Annotated in this window: 24 protein-coding genes; 9 read left to right on the plus strand and 15 right to left on the minus strand. The window is 35.3% G+C overall.

What is annotated here, in order from left to right; genetic code table 11:
- Window positions 1-16: 16 nt before the first annotated feature.
- The gene (locus RCJ93_RS14220; protein ID WP_446739333.1) at window positions 17-793 is read right to left on the minus strand and encodes an isocitrate lyase/PEP mutase family protein; all 777 of its coding nucleotides are present in this window, start codon (window positions 791-793) and stop codon (window positions 17-19) included.
- A 286-nt stretch (window positions 794-1,079) separates the two neighbouring features.
- On the opposite strand from RCJ93_RS14220, the gene RCJ93_RS14225 reads away from it, so the two are divergent.
- From RCJ93_RS14225 to RCJ93_RS14250, 6 genes are all read left to right on the plus strand, one after another.
- Window positions 1,080-1,550 (plus strand): staygreen family protein, encoded by a 471-nt coding sequence (locus RCJ93_RS14225; RefSeq protein WP_446739334.1) that lies wholly within the window; start codon window positions 1,080-1,082, stop codon window positions 1,548-1,550.
- Window positions 1,551-1,933: 383 nt separating this feature from the next.
- Window positions 1,934-2,473: a PadR family transcriptional regulator gene (locus RCJ93_RS14230; RefSeq protein WP_446739335.1), complete on the plus strand. Its 540-nt coding sequence runs from the start codon at window positions 1,934-1,936 to the stop codon at window positions 2,471-2,473.
- Between the two features lie 10 nt (window positions 2,474-2,483).
- A complete protein-coding gene (locus tag RCJ93_RS14235; protein ID WP_446739336.1) occupies window positions 2,484-2,954 on the plus strand; it encodes a DUF4188 domain-containing protein in 471 nt (156 codons plus the stop codon).
- 242 nt (window positions 2,955-3,196) lie between these two features.
- Entirely contained in the window at window positions 3,197-3,388 is a 192-nt protein-coding gene (locus tag RCJ93_RS14240; protein WP_173668490.1) for a PLD nuclease N-terminal domain-containing protein, read from the plus strand.
- The gene (locus RCJ93_RS14245; protein ID WP_446739337.1) at window positions 3,385-4,269 is read left to right on the plus strand and encodes an ABC transporter ATP-binding protein; all 885 of its coding nucleotides are present in this window, start codon (window positions 3,385-3,387) and stop codon (window positions 4,267-4,269) included. The genes RCJ93_RS14240 and RCJ93_RS14245 overlap by 4 nt, the downstream gene beginning before the upstream one ends.
- Entirely contained in the window at window positions 4,266-5,045 is a 780-nt protein-coding gene (locus RCJ93_RS14250) for an ABC transporter permease (RefSeq protein ID WP_446739338.1), read from the plus strand. The genes RCJ93_RS14245 and RCJ93_RS14250 overlap by 4 nt, the downstream gene beginning before the upstream one ends.
- A gap of 101 nt (window positions 5,046-5,146) precedes the next feature.
- Here the strand turns inward: RCJ93_RS14250 and RCJ93_RS14255 are convergent, their stop codons facing one another.
- The 6 genes from RCJ93_RS14255 to yeiL all read right to left on the minus strand — a co-directional run bounded on the left by RCJ93_RS14255 (window position 5,147) and on the right by yeiL (window position 11,187).
- Entirely contained in the window at window positions 5,147-5,839 is a 693-nt protein-coding gene (locus RCJ93_RS14255; RefSeq protein ID WP_446739339.1) for a response regulator transcription factor, read from the minus strand.
- A gap of 18 nt (window positions 5,840-5,857) precedes the next feature.
- Window positions 5,858-7,309, minus strand: a complete 1,452-nt coding sequence (locus RCJ93_RS14260; protein ID WP_446739340.1) for a sensor histidine kinase — start codon at window positions 7,307-7,309, stop codon at window positions 5,858-5,860.
- A 67-nt stretch (window positions 7,310-7,376) separates the two neighbouring features.
- Window positions 7,377-8,342 carry a DUF4822 domain-containing protein gene (locus RCJ93_RS14265; RefSeq protein WP_446739341.1) on the minus strand — a complete coding sequence of 322 codons (966 nt, stop codon included), beginning with the start codon at window positions 8,340-8,342 and terminating at the stop codon, window positions 7,377-7,379.
- Between the two features lie 208 nt (window positions 8,343-8,550).
- Window positions 8,551-9,531 (minus strand): sensor domain-containing diguanylate cyclase, encoded by a 981-nt coding sequence (locus RCJ93_RS14270; protein WP_150285328.1) that lies wholly within the window; start codon window positions 9,529-9,531, stop codon window positions 8,551-8,553.
- A 20-nt stretch (window positions 9,532-9,551) separates the two neighbouring features.
- A complete protein-coding gene (locus tag RCJ93_RS14275; protein WP_446739342.1) occupies window positions 9,552-10,352 on the minus strand; it encodes an alpha/beta fold hydrolase in 801 nt (266 codons plus the stop codon).
- 163 nt (window positions 10,353-10,515) lie between these two features.
- Window positions 10,516-11,187, minus strand: coding sequence for a transcriptional regulator YeiL (yeiL, locus tag RCJ93_RS14280; RefSeq protein WP_150285327.1), 672 nt, complete (start codon window positions 11,185-11,187; stop codon window positions 10,516-10,518).
- An 81-nt stretch (window positions 11,188-11,268) separates the two neighbouring features.
- Between yeiL and RCJ93_RS14285 the strand changes: the two genes are divergently transcribed.
- Window positions 11,269-12,435 (plus strand): MFS transporter, encoded by a 1,167-nt coding sequence (locus RCJ93_RS14285; RefSeq protein ID WP_446739343.1) that lies wholly within the window; start codon window positions 11,269-11,271, stop codon window positions 12,433-12,435.
- Window positions 12,436-12,531: 96 nt separating this feature from the next.
- Here RCJ93_RS14285 and RCJ93_RS14290 read toward each other — a convergent pair whose 3' ends face one another.
- The 3 genes from RCJ93_RS14290 to RCJ93_RS14300 form a co-directional block, all read right to left on the minus strand.
- Complete coding sequence (locus tag RCJ93_RS14290) at window positions 12,532-13,365, minus strand: hypothetical protein (protein ID WP_446739344.1); 834 nt, start codon at window positions 13,363-13,365, stop codon at window positions 12,532-12,534.
- Between the two features lie 202 nt (window positions 13,366-13,567).
- Window positions 13,568-14,734, minus strand: coding sequence for an MFS transporter (locus tag RCJ93_RS14295; protein WP_446739345.1), 1,167 nt, complete (start codon window positions 14,732-14,734; stop codon window positions 13,568-13,570).
- 109 nt (window positions 14,735-14,843) lie between these two features.
- Window positions 14,844-15,155: an ArsR/SmtB family transcription factor gene (locus RCJ93_RS14300; RefSeq protein WP_446739346.1), complete on the minus strand. Its 312-nt coding sequence runs from the start codon at window positions 15,153-15,155 to the stop codon at window positions 14,844-14,846.
- A 242-nt stretch (window positions 15,156-15,397) separates the two neighbouring features.
- On the opposite strand from RCJ93_RS14300, the gene RCJ93_RS14305 reads away from it, so the two are divergent.
- A complete protein-coding gene (locus RCJ93_RS14305) occupies window positions 15,398-18,193 on the plus strand; it encodes a bifunctional diguanylate cyclase/phosphodiesterase (RefSeq protein WP_446739347.1) in 2,796 nt (931 codons plus the stop codon).
- A gap of 18 nt (window positions 18,194-18,211) precedes the next feature.
- Window positions 18,212-19,855, plus strand: coding sequence for a thiamine pyrophosphate-binding protein (locus RCJ93_RS14310; protein ID WP_446739348.1), 1,644 nt, complete (start codon window positions 18,212-18,214; stop codon window positions 19,853-19,855).
- A 93-nt stretch (window positions 19,856-19,948) separates the two neighbouring features.
- Here the strand turns inward: RCJ93_RS14310 and RCJ93_RS14315 are convergent, their stop codons facing one another.
- The 5 genes from RCJ93_RS14315 to RCJ93_RS14335 form a co-directional block, all read right to left on the minus strand.
- Window positions 19,949-20,554: a hypothetical protein gene (locus RCJ93_RS14315; protein ID WP_446739349.1), complete on the minus strand. Its 606-nt coding sequence runs from the start codon at window positions 20,552-20,554 to the stop codon at window positions 19,949-19,951.
- Window positions 20,555-20,683: 129 nt separating this feature from the next.
- On the minus strand, window positions 20,684-21,139 hold the full coding sequence (locus RCJ93_RS14320; RefSeq protein WP_446739350.1) for a hypothetical protein: 456 nt from the start codon (window positions 21,137-21,139) through the stop codon (window positions 20,684-20,686).
- A 123-nt stretch (window positions 21,140-21,262) separates the two neighbouring features.
- Window positions 21,263-21,898, minus strand: coding sequence for a hypothetical protein (locus tag RCJ93_RS14325; RefSeq protein WP_446739351.1), 636 nt, complete (start codon window positions 21,896-21,898; stop codon window positions 21,263-21,265).
- Window positions 21,898-22,977, minus strand: coding sequence for an ankyrin repeat domain-containing protein (locus RCJ93_RS14330; protein WP_446739352.1), 1,080 nt, complete (start codon window positions 22,975-22,977; stop codon window positions 21,898-21,900). The genes RCJ93_RS14325 and RCJ93_RS14330 overlap by 1 nt, the downstream gene beginning before the upstream one ends.
- Before the next feature lie 242 nt (window positions 22,978-23,219).
- Window positions 23,220-23,405, minus strand: coding sequence for a hypothetical protein (locus RCJ93_RS14335; RefSeq protein ID WP_066791127.1), 186 nt, complete (start codon window positions 23,403-23,405; stop codon window positions 23,220-23,222).
- Between the last annotated feature and the right edge of the window lie 14 nt (window positions 23,406-23,419).

The following is a 23,419-nucleotide window of genomic DNA, read 5'->3' on the forward strand; positions in this document are numbered from 1 at the left end:
ACACTTTCCTTTCATATTAGAGCTTCGTCTCATACAAACAGAATGTATCCCTATGCTCTAATAATTCGCCCGCCTTCTTTTCCAAATATGCGATTACTATATCAGATAGAGCATTTCCAAAACTAAAACGTCTGACTCCTAATTCTTTAAGATGATTATAATTGGTGACGCCAGGTAAAGATAATATATTTACAGGTGCATTAATACTCATTGTAAGCTCTTTAATATCCATATCTTCTTTTATCCCAGGTACAAAGATTCCGCTAGCCCCACTTTCCAAGTATGCCCTTGCTCGTTCCATTGTTTCAGGTAAAGGGTTTTCCTTTTGAAGATAAGTATCCATTCTTGCATTGATAAAAAAATCCTTAAACCCCCTATGATCCAACTCTAGTCTTATTTTTTCCAACAAGCTAGCATGTTGGGAAATACTTTTTAATCCATGAGTTTTTTTCTTTGAATCCTCGATATTGATACCTGCTACGCCGACTTCCGCCGTCCTTAACACATTCTCAATTATCATGTTCGTATCTTCACTATATCCTGCCTCAATATCAGCTGAAACAGGAATATTTACATTCTCTGCAATTGTTTTTATAACTGTTAAATGCCGATCAAAATCAATTAGTTCTCCATCCGTAAATCCCAGTGAGTTGGCTATCCCCCAACTAGTTGTACCAATAGCTTTGAATCCTGCCTTCTCAAGAGTTAAAGCAGACAATAGATCCCAAGCGTTACCAAGAAATAAAGGTTCCTCTGCTTGATGTAGCTCATTGAATGTTTGAATTGTATTCATCTTATTCTCCTCCAAGTAACTTTTGTTGAACCTATTCTAACAAGAGGTCGAACCACATTTCGTCCTCATTCTTGCTCTTATGGTCAGGAGATTCATTAAAAAGAGAATTCCAACGTGCATTCCACTTAAACACCCTTCATCTGGAGTCGATTCTTTTTATAAAGTAAAGTATGATATATCAAAATGGTATATATCTTTTTGTTAGGATGATTACATTGAAAAATTACAATCATACAACCTATGCCATATTAACAAGTAAAGAAAAACAGCATAAGATGATAAAAAAGTGGAGTTGATTGATCTGACCAATTTCTCTCCTGAAAAATTATCAGTAGAATACAGAGATGGGATAACACCTGTGCAGCCTGTAATCCCAAGACACTATACGCTAACTCATTCAGATTTAACTGGAGATCTATTTTTAACCATTGGTAACCATTATGCATGGGATAAAGTCACCTCTATGCGCGATGAAGTATTGGGTGAATGGAAAGAAAATAGTAGTTTCTTATACTATTGTGTGTATGTTTATATTGACCAAGAGCCATTTAATCCACATACATCAGCAATACGCTATGAAGTATTTAGCCGTGAGCTGCCCCTTGCATTAACCTCTATTCGTTATGGCGACAATCTTCTTTTTCAGAACTACCCCCTACTTGATCAAGCAACCATAGTGATTAACTTTGTATCAGCCTCTCCCCCATTTGCCAGACAAGAAAATTGGGGGATGTTTCATAATTATTCCGTAAAATAAATCACTAGGCTGCTGAGTAATTAAATTAAGAAATTCCTTTCTCCTAGCCATTAATTATTCAGTAGTCTTTGAGTTAAATGACTGATAGCTAGCTTTATATAATTCTTTTTCAGTTAGAGTCTAACCCTGCCCTTACAGCATCCTAAGAAAGTGCTCCATTCGTTTACACAAGGGAAAATTTGCAAAAATATACGAGAGGCACTCTCTCGCTGTTACGGCATGTTTTTTCAGATTTTTTGGTCCCCAAAGCTAGTAAGATCTTTAAAGTTCCTAAAAATACATACATGACCTCTACAAAGACCCTTCATATGGAGTGGATTCTTTTCATAAAGTAAAGTATTATATATCAAAATGATATATATCATTTAGTTAGGATGGTCACATTGAAAAATTACAATCATACAACCTATTCCATTCTTGGAATTTTAACTACAGAATGCCGTACTGGCTATGCTATTAAGCAGCTTATTGATGAGAGTTTAAGCCACTTTTGGAAAATTAGTTATGGCCAAATCTATCCGACATTAAAGATGATTGTCCAAGATGGATTAGCAGAAGTCCATACGTCGACTCAAAAAGGCAAGCCTGATCGTAATGAATATTTCCTTACGCCAAAAGGAAGGGATGCTTTAAAAACTTGGTTGGAAGAGCCGGTTGAACAAATTCCGGTTGAACGAAATGAGATTTTACTTAAATTGTTTTTTGGAAGCTATCAATCAAAAGAATCTACTATTTCCCTAATTGAAGAGTATAAGCAAAAATTAGAGGCTCGTTATGAAACATATAAAAATATTGAACATACTATTTCTACCTACAACAATGATGCTTCTCAATATTGGCTGTTTACATTAGATTACGGAAAAAGGATAACAATGGCCGCCATTGAGTGGTGCACCTCCACTCTCAATCAAATATCAGTTTAGGGGGAATAAAATGGCTAAGAAAATATATACAGGGCGTTATACAACGGAAAATGACGAGGATATTGTTGTTTTTATTATTGGCATGAGAATCAACAAGCGATTAGCGTTGCATAAATGGCTTCCTGTATTTATTGCTATGCCTGGTATGATTAAAGAGCTGTATGTGAACAAAGAAGAATTGGGTTTTCTTTCAATGGAAACCTATTTTGGACTTAGAACAACCATTATGGTTCAGTATTGGCGTTCTATTGATGATTTACTTTCTTATTCAAAAAACAATCTACATCTAAAAGCATGGAAAAATTTCAATCGAAAAGTCGGAAACAATGATGCAGTGGGGATTTATCATGAAACATATAAAGTAAGTAGCGGAAACTATGAATCGATTTATGGAAATATGCCTCTCTATGGATTGGGAAAGGCATTAAAACATATCTCTGTTTCTGAAAGCCAGAACTCTGCGCGTAAACGACTTAAATAAGCTTAATCCTCTCTTTTGTTTTGTGATTTAAGGGTAAATAATTCTACATTTACATTCCCCAACCTATCAAACTGATTTAATAGATACAATACGTTCAAATATTCTGTTATTATCCAATTAGAAGAACTATATTTAAAGTCAGCAAAAGCCCCATAAAAGGGGATTTTTAATGGATTCGAATGATACTGTGATTTAGGGGATCTATATTAATTCCTAATTTAAAAAGTAGAGGTGAATTTATAGTGATAGATATTAATTGGGCGTTAGTCGCCCCACTTCTTGTTATTCAGTTTATATTATTTATTGTTGCATTAATTGATTTGATACGCATTCATGCAACGAACGGTCCAAAATGGGTTTGGGCTATTGTCATCATATTCCTCAATACGATTGGACCAATCTGTTACTTTATTTTTGGGAGAAAAACTTCATGATTAGAATTGAACATCTTACGAAGGTTTTTGGTGGAGAAAAAGTAGTAGATGATTTGTCTTTCGTTCTTGAAGCAGGGACTTCCACTGCATTAATTGGTCCAAATGGAGCTGGAAAAACGACTACTTTATCCATGCTCACGGGCTTACTAAAACCAACCAATGGATCTATTAGAATGAATGATACCCAAGATATCCGAAAAGAAATTGGCTTTTTGCCTCAATACCCTAACTTTTATCCTTGGTTAACGGCATTAGAGTTTACTGAGATGACTGGAAAGCTAAACGGTGTACCATCAAGGGATGCAAAAAAAGAGGCAGAAAGAGTGTTGGATTTCGTTGGATTAACGAACGATAGATTAAAGAAAACGTCCACATTTTCAGGTGGTATGAAACAACGGCTTGGTATTGCTCAAGCCATCGTCCACAAACCAAAGCTCCTCATATTAGACGAACCAGTATCCGCTCTTGACCCGGTTGGGAGACGGGAAGTTATAAATCTATTAAAACAATTGCAACAACATTCAACGATTTTGTATTCTACTCATATCTTAAATGATGCAGAAGAAATGACAGACCAGCTGCTCTTTTTAAAAAAGGGAAAATTAGTAGAGCAAGGTTCCTTGAAGGATATACGTACGAAATTTGATTCATTTCGTTATAAGATTCAATTTACAAGTAAAGAAGAGGCATCGCTCTTTGCCATACAATCACAGCTACCAACCACAGTAGAGGAATCTTATGCATTTATAGAAATAAAAGATGGCTATCCAACGATGCAAGAACTCATGTCCCAACTTATTATTCTGCCATTTTCTATATTAAAAGTGGAACGAGTGACGATGACACTGGAGGAAATTTTTATGAAGGTGGTTGGACAATGAAGACTTTCATTATACTACTTCAAAAAGAATTTCGTGAAAGCTGGAGAAGCTTCAAGTTTTTGTGGATGCCGCTACTATTTATTTTGCTAGGAATTACAGATCCATTAACAAATTATTATATGGAAGACATTTTAGATGCTGTCGGCAATATGCCCGATGGATTCTCTCTTTCACTACCAGACTTTGTACCAATTGATATTCTGATGGCTTCTACTGGTCAATTCCAATCGATAGGCCTTATCGTGTTTGTTATTACAATAGCAGGTATGATTAACCGTGAAAGACAAAACGGTACAGCAACCCTTATATATGTGAGACCTATTTCTTTTATTGCTTTGTTTATGAGTAAATGGGTTGTAGGAAGCATACTAGGCATTCTAAGCGTTAGCTTAGGCTATGCTGGCAGTATGTACTATACAGCTATTTTATATGGATCAGTTGATACTATGGCGTTTATTCAAATGGTTCTGTCCTATTGTGTATGGATTGTATTTGCCACAGCTGTTGCGCTAATGTTTAGTGCTATATTTAAGACAGCGTTCGCAACGACCTTCACCATTATAGTCATCCCATTTGGTGTTATGATCGATGCATTGATTGGCCAATACTGGCATATATCACCATGGAAATTAGCAAATTACAGCGTACAGTTACTATCTGATACGCACAATGAATATTATATAAAAACTCTACTATTAACGATTATCTTAATGGTTTTAGCCATTATCATCGGTATCCTTTTTACGCGGAAAAATGCCGGAACAACAAAAATTTAACTTGATAAAATGAAATATATTTCACATTATTATCTGATAATAAAAAACTGCCTCTCATACTTAGTGGGCAGTTTTTTATTTTCTTGGATACAAAAGTATTTTCAACTATTAAAACGATATCCACTGCCCCAAATTGTCTCGATCGGCAGCTCGGATAATTTTGCTTTTTTCAATTTATCTCGTATTCGTCCAACATGGACAACAACTGTAAAAACATCTCCATCTAAATCGTCCATATACCATAATTGACGGAAAAGCTGTTCCTTTGTCCAAACGCGATTTGGATGGTCCATAAAGAAAGCGAGCAAATCAAATTCCTTCGTTGTAAAAATAACTTCCTGATCTAACACGAATACTTTCCGTGCAGCTTTATCAACTATAATATTTTTCATCTCTAAATAATCTTGTGTTTGTCCAGTACCCGTCAACTGCTTATAACGTTTACTATGAGCTTGCACACGCGCGACAAACTCGCTCGGGCTGAATGGTTTCGTTATATAATCATCAGCGCCTAAACCAAGCCCCCTGATCTTATCAATATCTTCCTTTTTTGCAGACACAATTATTAGTGGTATATTTTTCTTTTCACGAATACGTCGACAAATTTCAAAACCATTCATAGAGGGGAGCATCAAATCAACGACAACTAAATCAAAAGGCTCGTTTAAGGCTCGATTCATCCCCTCAAAACCGTCTGTCACGATATCTGCTTTTATTTGATTAATTTCTAAATAATCTCTCTGTAATTCTGCAATACTGATATCATCCTCGATGATTAATATACGAGTTGGCACGAGTCATTGACACTTCCTTTAAGCCTTTTTCAAGATTATTGTCACTGTTGTACCATAATCTAGCTTGCTTTGAATTTTTACATGGCCATTGTGCTTGGAAACGATCTGCTTTACAATGGCAAGCCCCAGGCCACTTCCGCCTGTCGTTGAGGTACGTGCTTCTTCACCACGATAAAAATGATCAAATACATATGGGAGCTTGGATTCCGGAATTCCTTGCCCATTATCCCTTACTTTAATTTCAACTAGATCATCCACGACTACTACTTCTAAAATTATATATAAAAGTTCAGTTTGCTTTTTAAATTTCATACTGTTTTCTATTAAATTAATAATGGCCCGATTCATCTGCCTACGATCAATATAAACATACACATCCTCCTCTACATTCAACTCTAACTGAACTTCTTGATTATATAGCTGAAACTCCTCCACGATATGTGTAAGGAACTTTGTAAGCTGTATACGCTCAAAATAGAACTGAATGGCCTCTGCATCAAACTTTGAATAAAGAAAAAGTTCTTCAATTAAACTATTCAATGCAAGTGATTTAGAATGGATGGTCTTCAAATACTTTTCTCGCTTTTCAGGTGTTTCGGCAACACCCTCCTGTAAACCTTCCACATAACCAATAATGGTGGTAATCGGTGTTTTTAAATCATGAGAAATACTGGCTATTAGGTCTTTACGATTTTTTTCAAGATTACGCTGCTCCTGAATAGAATCTAAAAGTGCTAACCGCATACTCTCAAAGTTGGAGGTCAGTTCATGTACTTCCTTTGCTGTCTTGGGAGGTAATATTGGTGTCTCAATCATTAAATCTCCTTCTCGAATTTCAGACATGGTCCGTCCTAAATTTTCTAAAGGCTTAACAATCGTCTTGCTTAAAAACTGATTTAAAAAGAGCATTGCCGTGATAGCTACAAGAAAGATGATGAGAATAATAATAATTCCCCATTTTGTCAGGAAATCTAAAAAGCTATTTTCTTTCTTTAACACTAAAACGCTGCCCTTCGACTTATCGCTATAAAAAAAATCATACTTAATATAACGGTAGAGTCCACCTGCATTATCTATTGTGCCCTTTGTCTCAATATTATTCTTATCAAAAGACGGGAAATGTACAATAAGTGATCTTTCTACTAGACCCTTAGAATAATATACAATCTTCTTTTCATGCCGAATGACAACCCCAAGTGACCTCTGCTCAATCTGTTGTAACCTTTTTTGTATATCCTGCTCTAATAGATTGTCTGGGTCCATCTTAGCAATATTACGTAGTTCTACATAAGCAAGCCCCTCATCTGGACTTAAAGAACGCTGCTTCGTAAAAGTTTGATACAATGTTTTAGGGGTGGAAATAGACCCTGTTGTGACATAAAAAACAATGCATAGAATAGAGAGAATAGAGACACTCGCAATCACAATACCGCCAATATATGAAGTTAAAAATCTATTCTTTATAGTCATTATTCATCTCCTTTCTTCAATTTATAAAGGAGAATCCTTCCTTTTTCAAGGAAGGAGGCATGATTGATTAAAAACTAAATGAGGGATTTAATTCTCCCTTATAGGGCTCATGTTCCACAAAGATTGTGATATCTTTGCCATTTGCATCTTTACCCACACGTTTATAAGTAAACTTGCCATCGTTCAATTCAGTAAGTTCTAATGCGGCTCCGTATTTATTTTCGCCTAATGATACATGCGCACGGATTTTATTGTGGTCTAGGACATCAAAATAACCGTAATCTCCACGACTTTCCCCTGTTTCCTTATTAAAGAATTCGTATTTGTTCGTATCCTCTTCAAACTTTGCCACACTCAAAAAGTTCGTATTATACTGTGAGACATCATTTCCATCCTCATCATGTACCTTTGTTCCTTGCCATAATGTTTTACTAAGAATCTTATCCCCATCTACACGAGTATTAATATCTCCAGTAGAAGTAGTTAGCTTTTGATTGGGTGTAGAGAAAGCTAAATCATTTTTATCATATGGTATATGCTCTACAAATACTTCTATATCATTACCTTTCGTATCTTTGCCCATACGTTTGTACGTGAAAATCTTCTGATTTAATTCAGTTATTTCAACAACGGCTTGATATTTCATCGTATCTGAAATTAAAATGCGTTTCTGGTCATCATTTGTGACAAAGAATGTACCCTCGTCGCCTCGTGTTTTGCCTGTTTTCGCATCAAAAAACTCGTAACGTCCTTTCTCTGCATCGTATTTTGCTAAACCGATAAAACCGGAATTCTCCTTAGTTAAATCATTTTTATCTTTATCATAAACACGAGTACCTTGCCAATTTGTACTACTTAATATGTTCGCCATTTCTTGCCCCTTTGAAAGTGGCTGTTCAGCGTTTTTGGCTTCTGCCTGCTCATTTTGTACTGCTGATTTGTTGGTCTCATTTTTAGTTGTATCATTGCATGCTGCTAATAATGTGACTGAGCTAAGAATAGCGAGTGTAGTGAATTTGAATTTGTTATTCATAAAGTATTCTCTCCCTTATCGTTTTCTTATACTCAGTATGGACATTAGTTCTAAACTGTATATATCGCAAATATAAACAAAATATAAATTCGTAAAAAACGCACAATGCTTTATATAGGTATGTTTTTTAGAATAATAAAAAGGTATATGAAAAATTCCATATACCTTTAATAATTGGTGTTGTGTCTCACCTAATGTTTTTATTATATTAAGATAAATCCCTATAATGAGTGGCTCGATTTCGCCCCATTTTCTTAGAAGAATAGAGAGCTTGGTCTGCATTTTCTATGATCGATTCTTCTGTATCCTTTTTAGTAAATGTGGCTGCACCAAGACTGATTGTTAAACTTCCAATCTCATTCCACTCCGCTTGTGCAACCTTTTGATTCATATTCTGAGAAATTGTGATCGCTTCTTCTACATCCGTATGTGGAAGAATGATTGTAAATTCTTCTCCACCAAAACGAGCAGGAATATCTGTAGGTCTCACCTGGCTTTTTAGGATATTTGCTAGCTTTATAAGGGCCATATCACCTATATGGTGTCCATACGTATCATTTACCTTTTTAAAATGATCAATATCAATAATAAGTAGGGAGAATACTTTTTGTTCTTTGTGATAACAGCCAATCTGCTCTTCCAGTTTTTGCTGAAAGAATCTTCGGTTAGGAATGCCTGTAAGCTTATCTGTATTTGATATTTCAACTAATCCTGAATTAATCTCCATCAATTCAATTTGTTTCTTTTCTATTTCAAGATAGATTTGTTCTAGTTTTGCAAAAGCTATATTCTTTTCTATATAGGCCTCTTCCATTTGCTTTTTGGTCTTACGTAATTCTAGTTCATAATCTATCCGCTTTTTCATTTGAACAAATATACAGTCGACCATTTCAATACTGTCTTGCTTTACATGTCGTGCATTCATTAAATAAGGAATAGCTTCGCCGTTTTGATTTCTAAGATTAATGAATAATTCTTCTACATATCCATGTAAATTAATATTTGGGTAAAAATAAGAATGAAAGATTAACTTATTCCCCGTCGATAATAATGATTCAAAATGCTTCCCTATTAAATTCTCTTGCTTGAACCCCATCCATTCAAGAAAGGTATTATTAACCTCTGTTATATAACCATTACGGTCAATCGATATAAACCCACAAGGTGCTTCTCTTAATCTTTCATTCATTATTAAACCCCTCTGATAAATTAATTCTCTAGATACTCCATAATCATCTTAGATGTTTCTAACGGTTGACTAATATGTGGGTAATGACCTCTTGCATCTATGATTTTAAGCGTACTATTTTGTAAATGTTGATTTAAATATTCACCTACTTCTTTTGGTACAATGCTATCCTCAGAGCATTGAATAATTAATGTAGGTACATCTAATAAGTCTAAGCTAGAACGGTAATCTGAATAGAATGTAACCTCTGCAAACTCCCTCGCTACACGTGAATTCGTTGAAACAAAGCTACTTTCCAGTTCTTTAGTTAGCTCTGAATCATTCGACTGGTCCATAGCTAAAGGAGCCATATAGCTTGCCCAGCCAGCAAAATTCATTTCCATCATTGCAAGTATTTCATTAATATCACTTCGTTCAAATCCACCAATATATCCGTCTGAATCATTTAAATAACAAGGAGAAGGCGCAATCATAATCAGTTTATCGAAGTAATCTGGTCGCTCTATAGCAGCCAGCATGCCAATCATTGAACTAATTGAATGTCCAATAAATAATACATGTTGAAAATTCATTTCTTCAATGATGTCTAGAACATCCTGTTTATATCCATGGAGCGTGCTATATTTTTCAGATTTATAAGCAGTGATATCCGAGTTTCCTGATCCTACATAATCAAATAAAACAATTCGATAACGATCAGCCAGGTTTGGAGTTACATATTGCCACATGCTCTGGTCACAACCAAATCCGTGTGCAAGAATAATCGTTTGCTCTCCCTGCCCTATAACCTTCACATTATTTCGATTCATCACATTATGCATAACAAGCGCTTCCTTTCTACTTTTCCTATTTTCATTTTAACGAGTACACTTTAAATCTCTAGTGAAATTTCCCATATTTAACCTCTATTTAACCATTGTACTGGATAATTCAATTAATAAAAATACAGTCCAAGCAATTTACTGGGACTGTATGAAATGTTTGTTACATATTTTTTAATATGCCTGCAAGATTATATAAAGATTGGGGCTTAATAATTTGGTAGTGCCTTCCATCCTTTTGTAAATAGCCTTTATCACAGAATTGTGTTAATACATGCAATAAGTGACGATAGGATACACCTAAATAATCACAAACTGTTATGTGCCTCTCTTTATATATCCCTTCGTCAGCTGTTTGTAAAATGAAATCTGCTAGTCTATTTTCGAGCGGAAAAGCTAGGCTCTGTGAATACCTCGTTGCCATAATAGTTGCCTTAATACTTAAAAACTTGGTTAATTCACGTAGAAACTTTACGTCTTCTAACAATTGTGTACCACAAAGATGAATGGGAATAGCAAAGCAAATGGTCTTAGTTAAGGCCTGAATCCCTTTTGTATAGTACACCTCATTTAGTAATTCCATTTCTCCAATATAATCATGAGTGTTGATAAAATTAATTAAGGATACCTTCCCATTTTGATGTGTTACATAAATTTTGCCCTTTCCTTCAATAACATAAAACAGAAAGTTGGATCGCGTTCCTTCTTGTATAATCCATTCATCTCGCTCATACTGATGTACCTCAATGAACTCCTCCACTGGAAAAGAAAACAAATGTGCGATAGAGTACATCTTCATATATTGTTGTTTTTTCTCATCCTTATAAATTTCCACCTTGCACCTCAAAAATATGAGATATCTCATATTATTCTCTCTTCACTCCATGATACCATGCAAACAATGGAGGGAAATAAAATGAACACACATCACACACATCGCTGGATGAGCATACAATATTTTAGCTTTTTCATAACATGGGGGATATTTCTACCCTATTGGACGGGATGGTTGATTCATGCCAAAGGAATGACCGTCCCTCAAGCTAGTTTGATTATGAGTGTGGGTCTAGTTGCAAGAGGCCTTTCTACACTATTTGCATTTCCTTATTTGTCAGAGAAATATAGTAGTAAAACCTTATTAAATGGAGCAGGGATTGGAACGCTGATTGCCATACTGTTTTATATTCCATCCAGCTCCTTTACAAGCTTACTTATAGTTACATTAATATTTCACTTCTTTTATCCTGCTTTGATGCCTACCCTGGATAGTGCTGCTGGCGTGCTTATACAAAGTAATCAGTTAAAAAACTACGGAAAGAGCCGTCAGTGGGGATCTATTGCCTTTATCTTTGCTGGCATGCTTTTATCTGTCTTTACAGGGGCGCTTGGAGATAAAGTTATTTTATGGGGATTTTTACTTGGTGCTGTGGTATTAATGTGTCTTGGCTTCACACGTGCGCCCGTAATTCTATCTGTAAAGCCAACGGTAGATCCAATGCAAAAAGGTGGAATGCTAAAATTATTCCGTATCAAGCACTTTAGTTTAGTACTTATCATAGTCATCTTACTGCAAGCAGCACATGCAGCCTATTACAGTTATGGTTATCTCTTTTTGCAAGAAATACATGCGCCCAAGTTTTTAATAGGTACTATTATTAACATTTCCGTTATAGCAGAAGTCATCTTTTTTTCAATAGCTGATCGAAAGTTTCATACATTTTCAGTGGGGTCTTTGTTAGCTATAGCAGCGGTGGGTTCTACCATCCGTTGGGTATTCGTATTTGTCTTTCCAAATGTAATCGTTTTTAGTATTGCACAGGCTTTGCATGCTTTTTCATTTGCTATGGCGCATTATGCGTTTATGAAATACCAAATAAAAAACATTTCACCTACAATGATTTCGAAAGCTCAAGGCATTTATTCAGCTTTAGCCCTTAGTTGGAGTACTGCTGTATTTACTGTATTTGGCGGTTACCTATATGAAATTGAGCCAAGATATGCCTTTCTAGGCATGATTGTTTGTACTATCCCTGCTATGATACTCGCGCTTTTATATCGAAAACTGGAAATAAATAATTCATAAGAAAAAATAAGCAATGGAGATAATCCAATGCTTATTTTCCTTCTCAAATCCGCTTAAAGATCTCGATTTAGTTAGGTGCTATTTAATGGTTGTTATTTATTCTTTAAGCAATTTAAATTTCTCATAACTCTGTTTAAATTCTTTTTCAGTTACAGCATGAAATTGCAGTTGTTCACCGGTTATCCAAAATAAAAGGTCTAAGCCAGTTGCATCCTTAAGAAAATGCCCACCCAGTTTTGTAGATTTTCCGTTTACGGTAGGAAAGAACTCAACCATATTTCCGTCTGTTATTCCATTCATCACATAACGGGTTTCCTTAAAGGGCTTATGCGAGTCACCATTAGCATTCAAAACAAAAAGTGACCCAGACAATTCTCCTCCAGATAGTACCTCATCAACTTTTAGAAAGAGCTGATATGTTCCATTTTTCTCAGCATACAGATAACCATAATTCCGTTTCAGTGCTACCGTAAATTGTTTCCATCGTATCTTTTCATCATATTCCGTATTATATTCCCTATTGGCCTCTACAGATGTAGCAAGCTCCTCTCGGCTAACACCCCTGTATAAATGGCCACTCTTTTCGCCTCTTTTTTGTACCAGCAGATTAGATTTAGAAGGTTTTATATCAAATACCAGAACATCTCCATGTTTATCCACCTTCAATTCAAACCCTTCTTCGGTTTCCTTTCCGGTGACAGAGAATGTTTCTTTTTCTTTGATTTTCTGTTGATGATATTCACCTTTCACTTTTCCATTTCGACTAGTCAGTTCAAACCAAGAAAGGACATCGTTATCATCGTATACAAACGCATCAAATTGATTCAGTAGTACCTGTCGTTCCTTTATCCCTGAAGCAAACCACCAAAGTGCTAGCCCAACAAGCAGTAACATTACCGCTACAATTCTCCAATGTTTGAACTTCCTCATTTTGCCCTCCCCTATAATTAGCCTTAGCCTGCAAAACAAGATCAGTCTATCTTATGTAAGACTTCAAGATTATTTGTTAGAAGTCCTGCAAAGCAAGTTGTTCTTATCTTTCAATTTTAGGGATTCATACTCTATTTAGTAATAGAATAAATGTTCAATTTTTCTGAGTAAATGATTTGTACATAGCCTAGCTCTTAGCTTCTTATTCTGCTGGTAAATTAATTCTGAAGTACTTTATTTTTATTGTTATCAATAATAAAGAAAGAAGCGTGAATAGGAAGCCACTCCAAATCAGCTGGTGAATTCCTAATTTAGAAATAAACCAGCCTCCAATAGTCGTTCCTAAAGTAATTCCAAGGTTTGAAAACGAGACGAATAAACTGTTTCCAAATTCCGGTGATTCCTTTGCTTCATTCATTAACCAAGCTTGACTTACGATTAATCCACCAGAATGAATGATACCCCAAATAAATATTATAAAAATCATGGGAAAGAAATAAGAGCCTAAATAATATAGCAATATATAAATAATTAAATATGCACCTAGGAATGATACGATGGTATTCACAATACTTCTTTGTAAAAGTACTCCGAACAAATGATTGCCAACAATCATAATTAGCCCAAATATGAGTAACATGATACTGATTAGAGAACCATTCATGTTTGATACTCTTGAAAGGTACTCAGCAAAGTAACTATAAACTGAAAACATGGCTGCAAAAATAAATACAACCGCTATTATGTTTAACCATAATCCAGGCTTACGTAATATACCTATCTGTTTTCCAAAGGACATTTTTTCTGTAACTGGCATAGAAGGAAGCAAAGTAGCTATTCCTATAAAAGCAAGAGCGTTTACAATTGCTCCAAACAAAAAAGCAACTTCTAATGAAAACTGTTCTGCAAGATAAGATGTCAATGGGACACCAAAAGCAAAACCAACGGTAATTCCCATGAAAACCTTCGTGATGGCTTGTCCACTTTTTTCAGGTGGAACAAGAGAAGCTGCAGTAACAAGTGCTATCGAAAAGAAGAGGGGGTGAAGCGCTGCAGGTAGAATACGAAAAATGAGCATAATTTCAAACTGATTTGTAAAAGCATAAATAACATTAGAAATAACAAACATAAATATGGCTGTCAGTAAAAGTAACTTTCGGTTAATTCCAGAGACTATTACTATAAGAAATGGCCCGGAGATTGCAACAACTAGCGCAAATATACTTACTAATAAGCCCGCTTGTGAAGTGGAAATTGCAAATTTTTTCGCTATTTGTGGCAACACCCCGACAATACTCATTTCTGTTGTAATGATTCCAAATACACCTAATGCCAATGTGATGATAAGCAGAGGGCTTACTTTCTTCATGAATACAAAACTCCATTCTCATATTAATTTAAACAATTATAAAATTTATTTATCTATATATCTGAAAAAGTAGATATATTAGCTTAAAAAAAGAAACCCTCCCCTCTTTTTATAATTTGTTTTGAACGTAATCGGCAAATTCTTTGATTGTTTTTTCATTCCGACGATAATACGTCCACTTCCCAATTCGTTCGGATTCTAATAATCCTGCCTTTTTCATTGTTAATAAATAACTAGAAATAACTGATTGGGCCATCCCAGTTTTTAATTGGATCTCTCCTACACATACACCAACTTGAAAACTAATCCCCTGTTGTAAATAAGGCTCTTCATCAAAATAAATTTCTGGGTTTTTTAACCACAATAAAATTTGTTGTCTTGTCTCATTTGATAATGCTTTATAAATTAGTAAAGGTTCCATACCAACATTATATCTATTTTTATAGATTTGTAAATACGTTGCGTAAGAAAAAAGACCTCAACCAATAGCTCAAACATTCTAAGTTATTTTGACCTAACTTTATATATTTAGTTTTATGCACTTCGGTTCTCTATATATTTACAGATTCTTTTTATTAAAAGTGGTTCAAAGTTTTATTTTCTTAAATTACTATAAGGTATAATCTTAAGTACTATATCTTTCTAAAAAGGAATGGATACTACATGAGTAAAGAACAAACAAGATACTCACGTCTTGCTAATATAACTAAAGTTATCAATATGAAGCTCGAATTACGCGAAGTATTGGAACAAGTAACAATCGCAATATCAGAGGAAATAGTTCGATGTAATTCTGTCGGCATATACTTACCTCAAGAAGATGGATCGTTTAGAGGCTTTGTAGGAAAACCAGAATATCTAAATGGCTGGACATTAGATATGCATGTCATTGATACGGATTACGATTTACTCGCAAAAGAAGTCATTGAAACCAAGAAAGCCATATACATTCCTGATACATCAAAGGATAATCGTCCTGACCCACGGGCTGTTGCAGGATTTCAAATCAAGTCTTTATTAGGTCTGCCCATTTCATTTAAAGATGAGCTATTTGGACTGGTCTTTTTATTCGATTATGGCATACCAATGAATCTAACAGATGAAGAAATACAAACAGTCGAAGCCTATGTCAATATGGCTGCTGTTGCCATACAAAATGCGAATAATCTAACGTATAAAGAACGACTCATTAAAGAAAAGCAGCTTTTGCTTGATGCGACAAGAGATTTATCAATGTGTTCTTCTATGCAAGAAAGTCTTGATATATGCTTTTTCTATTTAGCCCAAGTTTTAGATACGTATAATACAGGGGTTCACTTATTAGATCCGATAGCTGAGAAAAAGATTAAACCCGCCAAGTTAAGCAATAGGAGTGACTGGTCTGAATCAGAATGGCTCAAAACGCATAATAAATTTCAAATGGATCAAAGTAATGACCTGGTAATGCAAGAAGTTTTTGAAACAAGAAAGGCTATATTCATTCCGGATGTATTTAAAGATAATCGACCAAATCACGAAGTTTGTCGTAATTTCGGCATTAAAGGTCTACTCATGTTTCCTTTAATTTCAATGGGCGAGATTTTAGGACAAATCTCAATTGTAAATCTTGGCGAAGAAAAAGTCTCTTATTCGGAAAATAAGATACAGTTAGCCCAATCTATTATAGATGCGACAGCCGCCACGTTATCAAATCTTTTATATATGGAAAAGCAAGAGGTCATTATTGAAGAAAGAACATCTGAAGTAACAGATAAGAATCAAGAACTTGAAAGAGTTATAGCAGAATTACAGCAACTTAGTCGGGAAAAGGAGTTGATTCTCAACTCTGCAGGCGAAGGGATCTTTGGCTTAGACCTTGACCGAAATATCACCTTTTGTAATCCAGCAGGCGCACACATGTTAGGTTATAAAACAGAAGACGAATTAATTGGAAAAACAGTAAATGTTATCTTTAACAATACGGAAATAAGCCGATTAAATAGTGTGGCACCTGATTTAGAAGAAAACCCAAAATACGGATTAAAAGAAGGCGAATTTTATAGAAAAGATCATTCGAGTCTTCCCGTTGAGTATGTCATCTCTCAAATAGAAGAGAGGGGTAAAATTGTTGGGGAAGTTGTCACGTTTAAAGATATTACAGAACGAAAACAATTAGAAGAAGAAATTACCTACCATGCATATTATGATAGCTTAACAGATTTGCCCAACAGAGTTCTCTTAAATGATAGATTAACCCAAGGAATCATCCATTCAAAAGAGAATGGAGAAAAATTAGCCGTATTGTACTTAGATTTGGATCGTTTTAAATATGTGAATGACTCACTTGGCCATAGCTTTGGAGATCGTTTACTTCGAGATGTTGCCAATCGTTTACGCCATTGTGTTCCACACACAGCAACATTGTCTCGTCAAGGGGGAGACGAATTTGCCATTTGTTTACCCCATATCCACAGTAAAGATGATGTCTTAAAAGTGGTTGATGATATTATCTCTACTTTTACAAAGCCTTTTAATTTGCTAGACAATGAAATATTTATTAAAGCGAGCATCGGTATTAGTTTATTTCCGGATAACGGGGATACAACAGATACATTAATTAAAAATGCGGATACGGCCATGTACAAATCAAAAGAGACAACAGGCAGTGGTTATCATTTCTTTAGTGAAAGCATGGATGTAAGAACCTTTGAAAACATCAAGTTAGAGAATGCTTTATACAAAGCTTTAGAAAAAGATGAGCTTGTTCTCCTCTATCAACCTCAAATCAACTATAAAACGAATCAGTTAGAGGGAGTAGAAGCCTTAGTAAGATGGAATCATCCAGAACACGGTATGATTCCGCCAGAAAAATTTATTCCTATTGCTGAAGAAACAGGTCTAATTGTGCCCATCGGTGAATGGGTTCTTACTGAAGCTTGTAAGCAGATCAAGGCATGGCATAATCAAGGTTTCCAATTAAAAAGTGTGTCTGTCAATCTATCTGTTCTCCAGTTCGAGCAGAATAATTTATTCTCTATTGTCAAAAATGTATTAGAAAAAGTTGAGCTATCACCTAAGTATTTGCATCTAGAGCTCACAGAGAATCTTATTGTTAAAAATACAGAGTTAACTTTAAAAACAATGAAACAATTAAATGGATTAGGTATTAACTTAGCCATTGATGACTTTGGCACTGGTTACTCTTCTTTAGGTTACTTAAAAAAATTGCCAATTTCCACATTGAAAATCGATAAAACATTCGTGCAAGAAATGACAGAAGATGAAGCTGCGATTACCAATACAATCATCACACTTGCTCACAATTTAAACCTTGAAGTCATTGCTGAAGGTGTTGAGACATTAGAACAAGTAGAATTTTTGTCTTCTCAAAATTGTTATTTGATGCAAGGTTATTTTTTCAGTAAGCCTTTAACAGCTGATCATCTATTGAAAAAATACTTTCCATATAAATCTATTTAGTCTATAAGGAGAATGAATATGAAAACAGCCCGACTTGTACTTGAATATTTAAAAGAGACCGGTGTAAAGTATATTTTTGGCATTCCAGCAGGTTCAGTTAATGCTTTTTTTGATGAACTTAATGAAGTACCAGAGATTACGCCAATTGTAACAAAACATGAGGGTGCAGCTTCATATATGGCTGCAGCATATGCAAAATATACGAATGAGTTAGCTGTAAGTATTGGTTGCAGTGGTCCTGGTGCAACAAATCTAGTGACAGGTGCTGCAAATGCAATGCGTGAACACTTACCGGTTTTATTTATCACTGGATCTGTTCCATTAAATACAATGGGGTTAAATTCTTCTCAAGAACTGGATGCTGCGCCTATCTTTGCACCAGTTACAAAATACAGTGTATTAGTTAAAGACTCAAAAGATATTTTAAAAGAAATTGTGAAAGCATGCGAAATTGCGTTAAGTGATGTTCCGGGACCCGTTCATGTAGCGATTCCACTTGATCTACAACATGAAGAGGCGGATGACACTCATATACCGACTCCTCCCAAGAGAACAGCTATGGTTCCAGATCTCAGCGTAATCAAAAATGTAGCTAAGGAATTATTAACTAGAAAAACGGGCTATATTTTCATCGGACAAGGCTCACGTTACTCTACAGATCAAATCATTGAGTTAGCAGAAATGCTTAATTGGCCTATTCTAACAACTCCGGTCGCAAAAGGATTCATCCCAGAAAACCACCCTCTTCTAAAAGGTATTTTCGGATTTGCTGGTCATGAAGAGCCTTCCTCTCTAATCAATGAAGGAAATGGAGAGGTATTATTAATTGTTGGATCAAGCTTAGGTGAAACAGCTACAAATAATTATAATGTAAATCTAACGAAGAACCGTTTTACTATCCAAATGGACTTTGACCAATCTGTATTTAATCGAAAATATCCGATTAACTTACCTGTTCTAGGTGATATCAACTTAAGCCTATCATATTTAATTGAGGAATTAAGAGCTGCAGGTCTTACAAGAAACACTGCTGATTCGGTTGTTCCAAATAAAGTAGACTTTGAGGAAATGACAGAGGAATATAATACGATCAATGTCCTTCTAAGCCTACAAAAATATTTACCAGCTTCTACTAGATATACAATTGATATTGGTGAGTTTATGTCTTATGTCATCCACCATATGAAGGTTCTGGATTATTCAACATTTGATATTAATGTACATTTTGGTGCTATGGGAAGCGGTATTGGTACTGCGATTGGTTCACAATTAGCAAATCCAGATCGTCCTACTGTATGCATTACAGGGGATGGCTGCTTCTTCATGCATGGTATGGAAATTTTGACTGCAAAAGAATACAATTTACCAATCCTATTTGTTGTAATGAATAATGCTCGTCTAGGCATGGTATATCATGGACATTCAATGCAATTTAAACGTACACACCCATCATTTGAGCAAGAAGCAATCAATATTAGCGCTCTTGCTACAGCCATGAATATCCCAGCTTATAGAGTAGATGACATGCAGGATCTTAACGAAGACTTACTGAATAACTTCAAGAATTTAAATGGTCCTGCTGTTTTAGAAATAGCTTTAGTCGATAATAATACTCCTCCAGTGGGCGATCGAGTGAAGTTTTTATCTTCTTTCGGAAAATAATATTCTAGAATAGTTTTCGAGAAAACTCAAAAAGCATATAATATGGGAAGTTTCCCTTTTATATGGCTTTTTGAATTATTAAACTAAAATATCTTATAAAGTTGCGAAGGACTCTGTTACTACCTTACCAATGGCTTGCATGGTTTTCCCTTTAAAACTATCAGGAACCGCTTCACCTGTAGGATTACTATAATAATAACTACCGATTTCCTCATTATATGTATAACCTAGTTGTAATAATAATTGCTGTAGGTCCTCAGGAAGCACCGCAGATCCTGTCTGTTCTATAAAGTAAGTGGTAGGATAAATTTTCACATCAATATCACCTATCCCAGTATGGACGACAAATAAGTCTTTTTCATGGTGAACAATCCATTGATCTTTAGAGTATAAGGATATCTTTGCGCCTTCTAAGGCTGAGATCCCTTCTAAATTAACTCCAAAAATTTTATTGATTAGCTGGCGAATAACCGGTCCTGTTTGTTTCTCATCAGACTGCTGTAGATACAAATCAATCACTTCTCTAGAAGACAATTTGCCAGGAGCGGATGTAAATCCTTCTATATCATTATCTTTTAGTATTGGTGCCTTATCTAAATCTATTCCAAATGCTGAATCGACAGCCTCACAAATCACAGAACCTCTAATTTTCCCCTCGTAAGCATCCAGATACTTATCCATCATTTTAGATTTCGACATGTGTTTTCCCCCTGTGTATTATTCTACTTTAATAATAATTAAAAAAACTGAATATAACAAATATTGATATTTCATCTATGCATTTAACATATTTTCATTTCTATCTTCTCAATAATTGACGGGCTTTTTCTATATAGTCACTGAGGAATCTGTCAGTTCAAAATACCATTCTAGAAAGCTGTTAAAGCTTTTCCATTGCGGTTTCAATTTGCCAGCAAAAAAATCCTCCATCTGCTGTCCCAATCCCAAGCCTAATACTTCATCTGTGCTCTTATTATAAAAAAAGCCGAACTCCCCTTCAAAGTTATCCAAAGGAATGTATTCTTCAGGCAGGTTTAAAACGCTATGAGTTCTCTCCATACCTAACATATAATCAGAAGAATTAATCATAAACCAACAAATCTGATAGATTTCACGGCGTCTATTGAAGAAAGTCGGTCCATCCTCTGCATGCAGATAAAAAGATGCAAAATCTGACTCTAAATCGATGCCTAGCTTAACTAATGCATGTTCATACTCGTCTGTAATATCTTCGAACCACCAGTTCTTGCTTTTGCAATAATTGATTACTTTTTCCGATAGCATCTAGACTGCTCCTTCGTTATAAAATAAACTACATCCATTATATTCCTGAGTATACCACAACTCATTTTCTTGTCATTAGCCACAGAATATTAAACTTACTTTCATTCTCAACCCTTCGTTTTATTAAGAGAATTGCCAAAAACCTGCTACTGGATGTTGAACCTCAGTAAGCCCTATGTTAGCGAAAATATATAGTGAACCAAAACCAAATGGGTAATTGTCATCTGCATGAAGCAACGCTTCAGGGTAACCATCTTCATCTACTTGAAAGAAAAAAGAAAGTGATTCTTCTTTTAGTTTGGTAAAGTAATAGTCTTCCTCTTGAATGAGTCTTGGTTTCCCACCAAGTTTAATTAAAAAAGGTGACTCCATAGACTTTTTGTCATCGGTGATTTCTCCGTCTGAAATTACATGTTTTATAAGACCTGGATTAGTAAATAGATCTTTGACGCTTTCCTTTGAAATCGGATGCTCAATCACCTTTATTGAACAACTTGGATAAATGTTTTTGTCCAAATATTGTCCATAGTCCTCTGGAATGAAAATTGAAATCATGGTTTCAGATTGGAATGGATGAATAATGCTCAAATAAAAATAATAGCTTTGATGAGCTTGATGGATAAGGTTTGCTTGCTCATCAAAGAAATCAGGTGCATTCCCACCTATCCAACCAGTACCATGTTCATTCGAAGAACATGGTACTGCATAATAAAGAATACAGTCTGTTCTCTCCACTAAAATATTCGTATAGTTCTTCATTACACCTCTCCCTCAAGAAACTTAATGAGGTATATTTCAGGCTGTGCAAGGAAATCTGTAAAACTGCATAGGTCCGCATAATTCTGATGTTCTTCGTCATAACAGCCTATCTGACCTCTGTTATTTGGATTCCAAACTAGCTGCAAATCAGAATAATTATCTATTTCAGCTGATAGGCGCAACAGCTTTTGTTTGCCAAGTTTCATTTCAAATGTATCGGTCAATGTGAAAAAGTCTATATAGCCAATATCAAATTCATTTTGTGCTAATTCAAGACGGGGCTTGTCTCCTGTAAGAAAGATTACCAGTTTATCTGGTAATTTATATTTTTTCAGTTCATGCTTTTTATTTTCTAAATTATGCATTTCAGTCGGCTCTAGTGACTTTAAATAATCAGCTATGTCACTATGCTTATTACTAACGGCAATCGTGTAAGGCCTCTCACCGTTCTTTTCTGCTAAAGTAACGTCCGCCCCGTGTTCAATCAAAAATTTAACCATCGTCGTATTCCCCATACGTACAGCAACCGTTAACGGAGTCGCTTGATAAGGATAGACTTTATCCGGTTTATTATAATTGATGTCCACTCCTTGATTGAGCAAATAATTGAGTGTCTTCATGTCATGGTCTAAAACAGCTTCTCGCAATACAGCACCGCCATAAAGCTTTATATCTAATCCCAGTTCATGTATAAGCGGAATATTATTTTTGTTACCATAGTAGGCCTGTGAATAAGCATCAGAACCTATTTGATTAAGCATATCTAACTTGGCCCCTTGTCCAGCAATATACCTAACTATGTCTTCCTTACAATAGCGGACGGCTCTTAAGAATGCAGGATTATGCTTAGCATTTAGATTGGCCCCATGCTCTACCAGCAGCTTTACTACCTCTAATTTCTGTGATACAAGTGCCAGATCCAATGGGCTTAATGTAATACGCTTGTTAAGTACGATGCCCTGCTCAATATCCCAGCCTGCTGTTATTAATGCTTGTAAAGCAGGGATATCCCCTTGGTAAATATACATGGCGATTTCCGGGAGTTCTTTAAACCTCCCAATATCTTTCAAAACAATCATCCCAAACACCTCTCTATCTCTATAATAAGCTACTTACTAATAAAATAGGCACCCTGGTTTTGGTGTTCTACTTTCAGCTTTATGGATGCCAATGAACTGGCAGAGAAGTCGTATCTTATAATATGAAGACGTAGTCGATTTCTCTAAGCCCTGTCAGAAGCAAAAGATTATAAAATTAGAACCGTATATAATTATATACGGTTCATCTTTTAGTGTTCTGGTTAGGAACACCGACATATTTTTTATAAACGCTCTAAATCTTGATACTCTTTGATATAAGGACCATCCTCTGCAACATATGAATGGTACAATGCCTTTACTGCGAAGTTTTTCTCTAATCCCATTTCTGATTTTAGCCTTTTTAATTCATCATGCAACGTTCGATGTTCATTGATAAGCTTTAACATAGTTGTTTTATTATATTTCATTACATCCGTCCTTT

The sequence above is a fragment of the Rummeliibacillus sp. BSL5 genome, from assembly GCF_052928305.1.

What these genes read in the sequence shown, in the direction of transcription:
- RCJ93_RS14220 (WP_446739333.1), bottom strand. Translation starts at nt 793, where the DNA reads ATGAATACAATTCAAACATTCAATGAGCTACATCAAGCAGAGGAACCT.
- RCJ93_RS14235 (WP_446739336.1), top strand. Translation starts at nt 2,484, where the DNA reads ATGGCTAAGAAAATATATACAGGGCGTTATACAACGGAAAATGACGAG.
- RCJ93_RS14245 (WP_446739337.1), top strand. Translation starts at nt 3,385, where the DNA reads ATGATTAGAATTGAACATCTTACGAAGGTTTTTGGTGGAGAAAAAGTA.
- RCJ93_RS14250 (WP_446739338.1), top strand. Translation starts at nt 4,266, where the DNA reads ATGAAGACTTTCATTATACTACTTCAAAAAGAATTTCGTGAAAGCTGG.
- RCJ93_RS14260 (WP_446739340.1), bottom strand. Translation starts at nt 7,309, where the DNA reads ATGACTATAAAGAATAGATTTTTAACTTCATATATTGGCGGTATTGTG.
- RCJ93_RS14265 (WP_446739341.1), bottom strand. Translation starts at nt 8,342, where the DNA reads ATGAATAACAAATTCAAATTCACTACACTCGCTATTCTTAGCTCAGTC.
- RCJ93_RS14270 (WP_150285328.1), bottom strand. Translation starts at nt 9,531, where the DNA reads ATGAATGAAAGATTAAGAGAAGCACCTTGTGGGTTTATATCGATTGAC.
- RCJ93_RS14275 (WP_446739342.1), bottom strand. Translation starts at nt 10,352, where the DNA reads ATGCATAATGTGATGAATCGAAATAATGTGAAGGTTATAGGGCAGGGA.
- RCJ93_RS14285 (WP_446739343.1), top strand. Translation starts at nt 11,269, where the DNA reads ATGAACACACATCACACACATCGCTGGATGAGCATACAATATTTTAGC.
- RCJ93_RS14290 (WP_446739344.1), bottom strand. Translation starts at nt 13,365, where the DNA reads ATGAGGAAGTTCAAACATTGGAGAATTGTAGCGGTAATGTTACTGCTT.
- RCJ93_RS14295 (WP_446739345.1), bottom strand. Translation starts at nt 14,734, where the DNA reads ATGAAGAAAGTAAGCCCTCTGCTTATCATCACATTGGCATTAGGTGTA.
- RCJ93_RS14300 (WP_446739346.1), bottom strand. Translation starts at nt 15,155, where the DNA reads ATGGAACCTTTACTAATTTATAAAGCATTATCAAATGAGACAAGACAA.
- RCJ93_RS14305 (WP_446739347.1), top strand. Translation starts at nt 15,398, where the DNA reads ATGAGTAAAGAACAAACAAGATACTCACGTCTTGCTAATATAACTAAA.
- RCJ93_RS14310 (WP_446739348.1), top strand. Translation starts at nt 18,212, where the DNA reads ATGAAAACAGCCCGACTTGTACTTGAATATTTAAAAGAGACCGGTGTA.
- RCJ93_RS14315 (WP_446739349.1), bottom strand. Translation starts at nt 20,554, where the DNA reads ATGTCGAAATCTAAAATGATGGATAAGTATCTGGATGCTTACGAGGGG.
- RCJ93_RS14320 (WP_446739350.1), bottom strand. Translation starts at nt 21,139, where the DNA reads ATGCTATCGGAAAAAGTAATCAATTATTGCAAAAGCAAGAACTGGTGG.
- RCJ93_RS14325 (WP_446739351.1), bottom strand. Translation starts at nt 21,898, where the DNA reads ATGAAGAACTATACGAATATTTTAGTGGAGAGAACAGACTGTATTCTT.
- RCJ93_RS14330 (WP_446739352.1), bottom strand. Translation starts at nt 22,977, where the DNA reads ATGATTGTTTTGAAAGATATTGGGAGGTTTAAAGAACTCCCGGAAATC.
- RCJ93_RS14335 (WP_066791127.1), bottom strand. Translation starts at nt 23,405, where the DNA reads ATGAAATATAATAAAACAACTATGTTAAAGCTTATCAATGAACATCGA.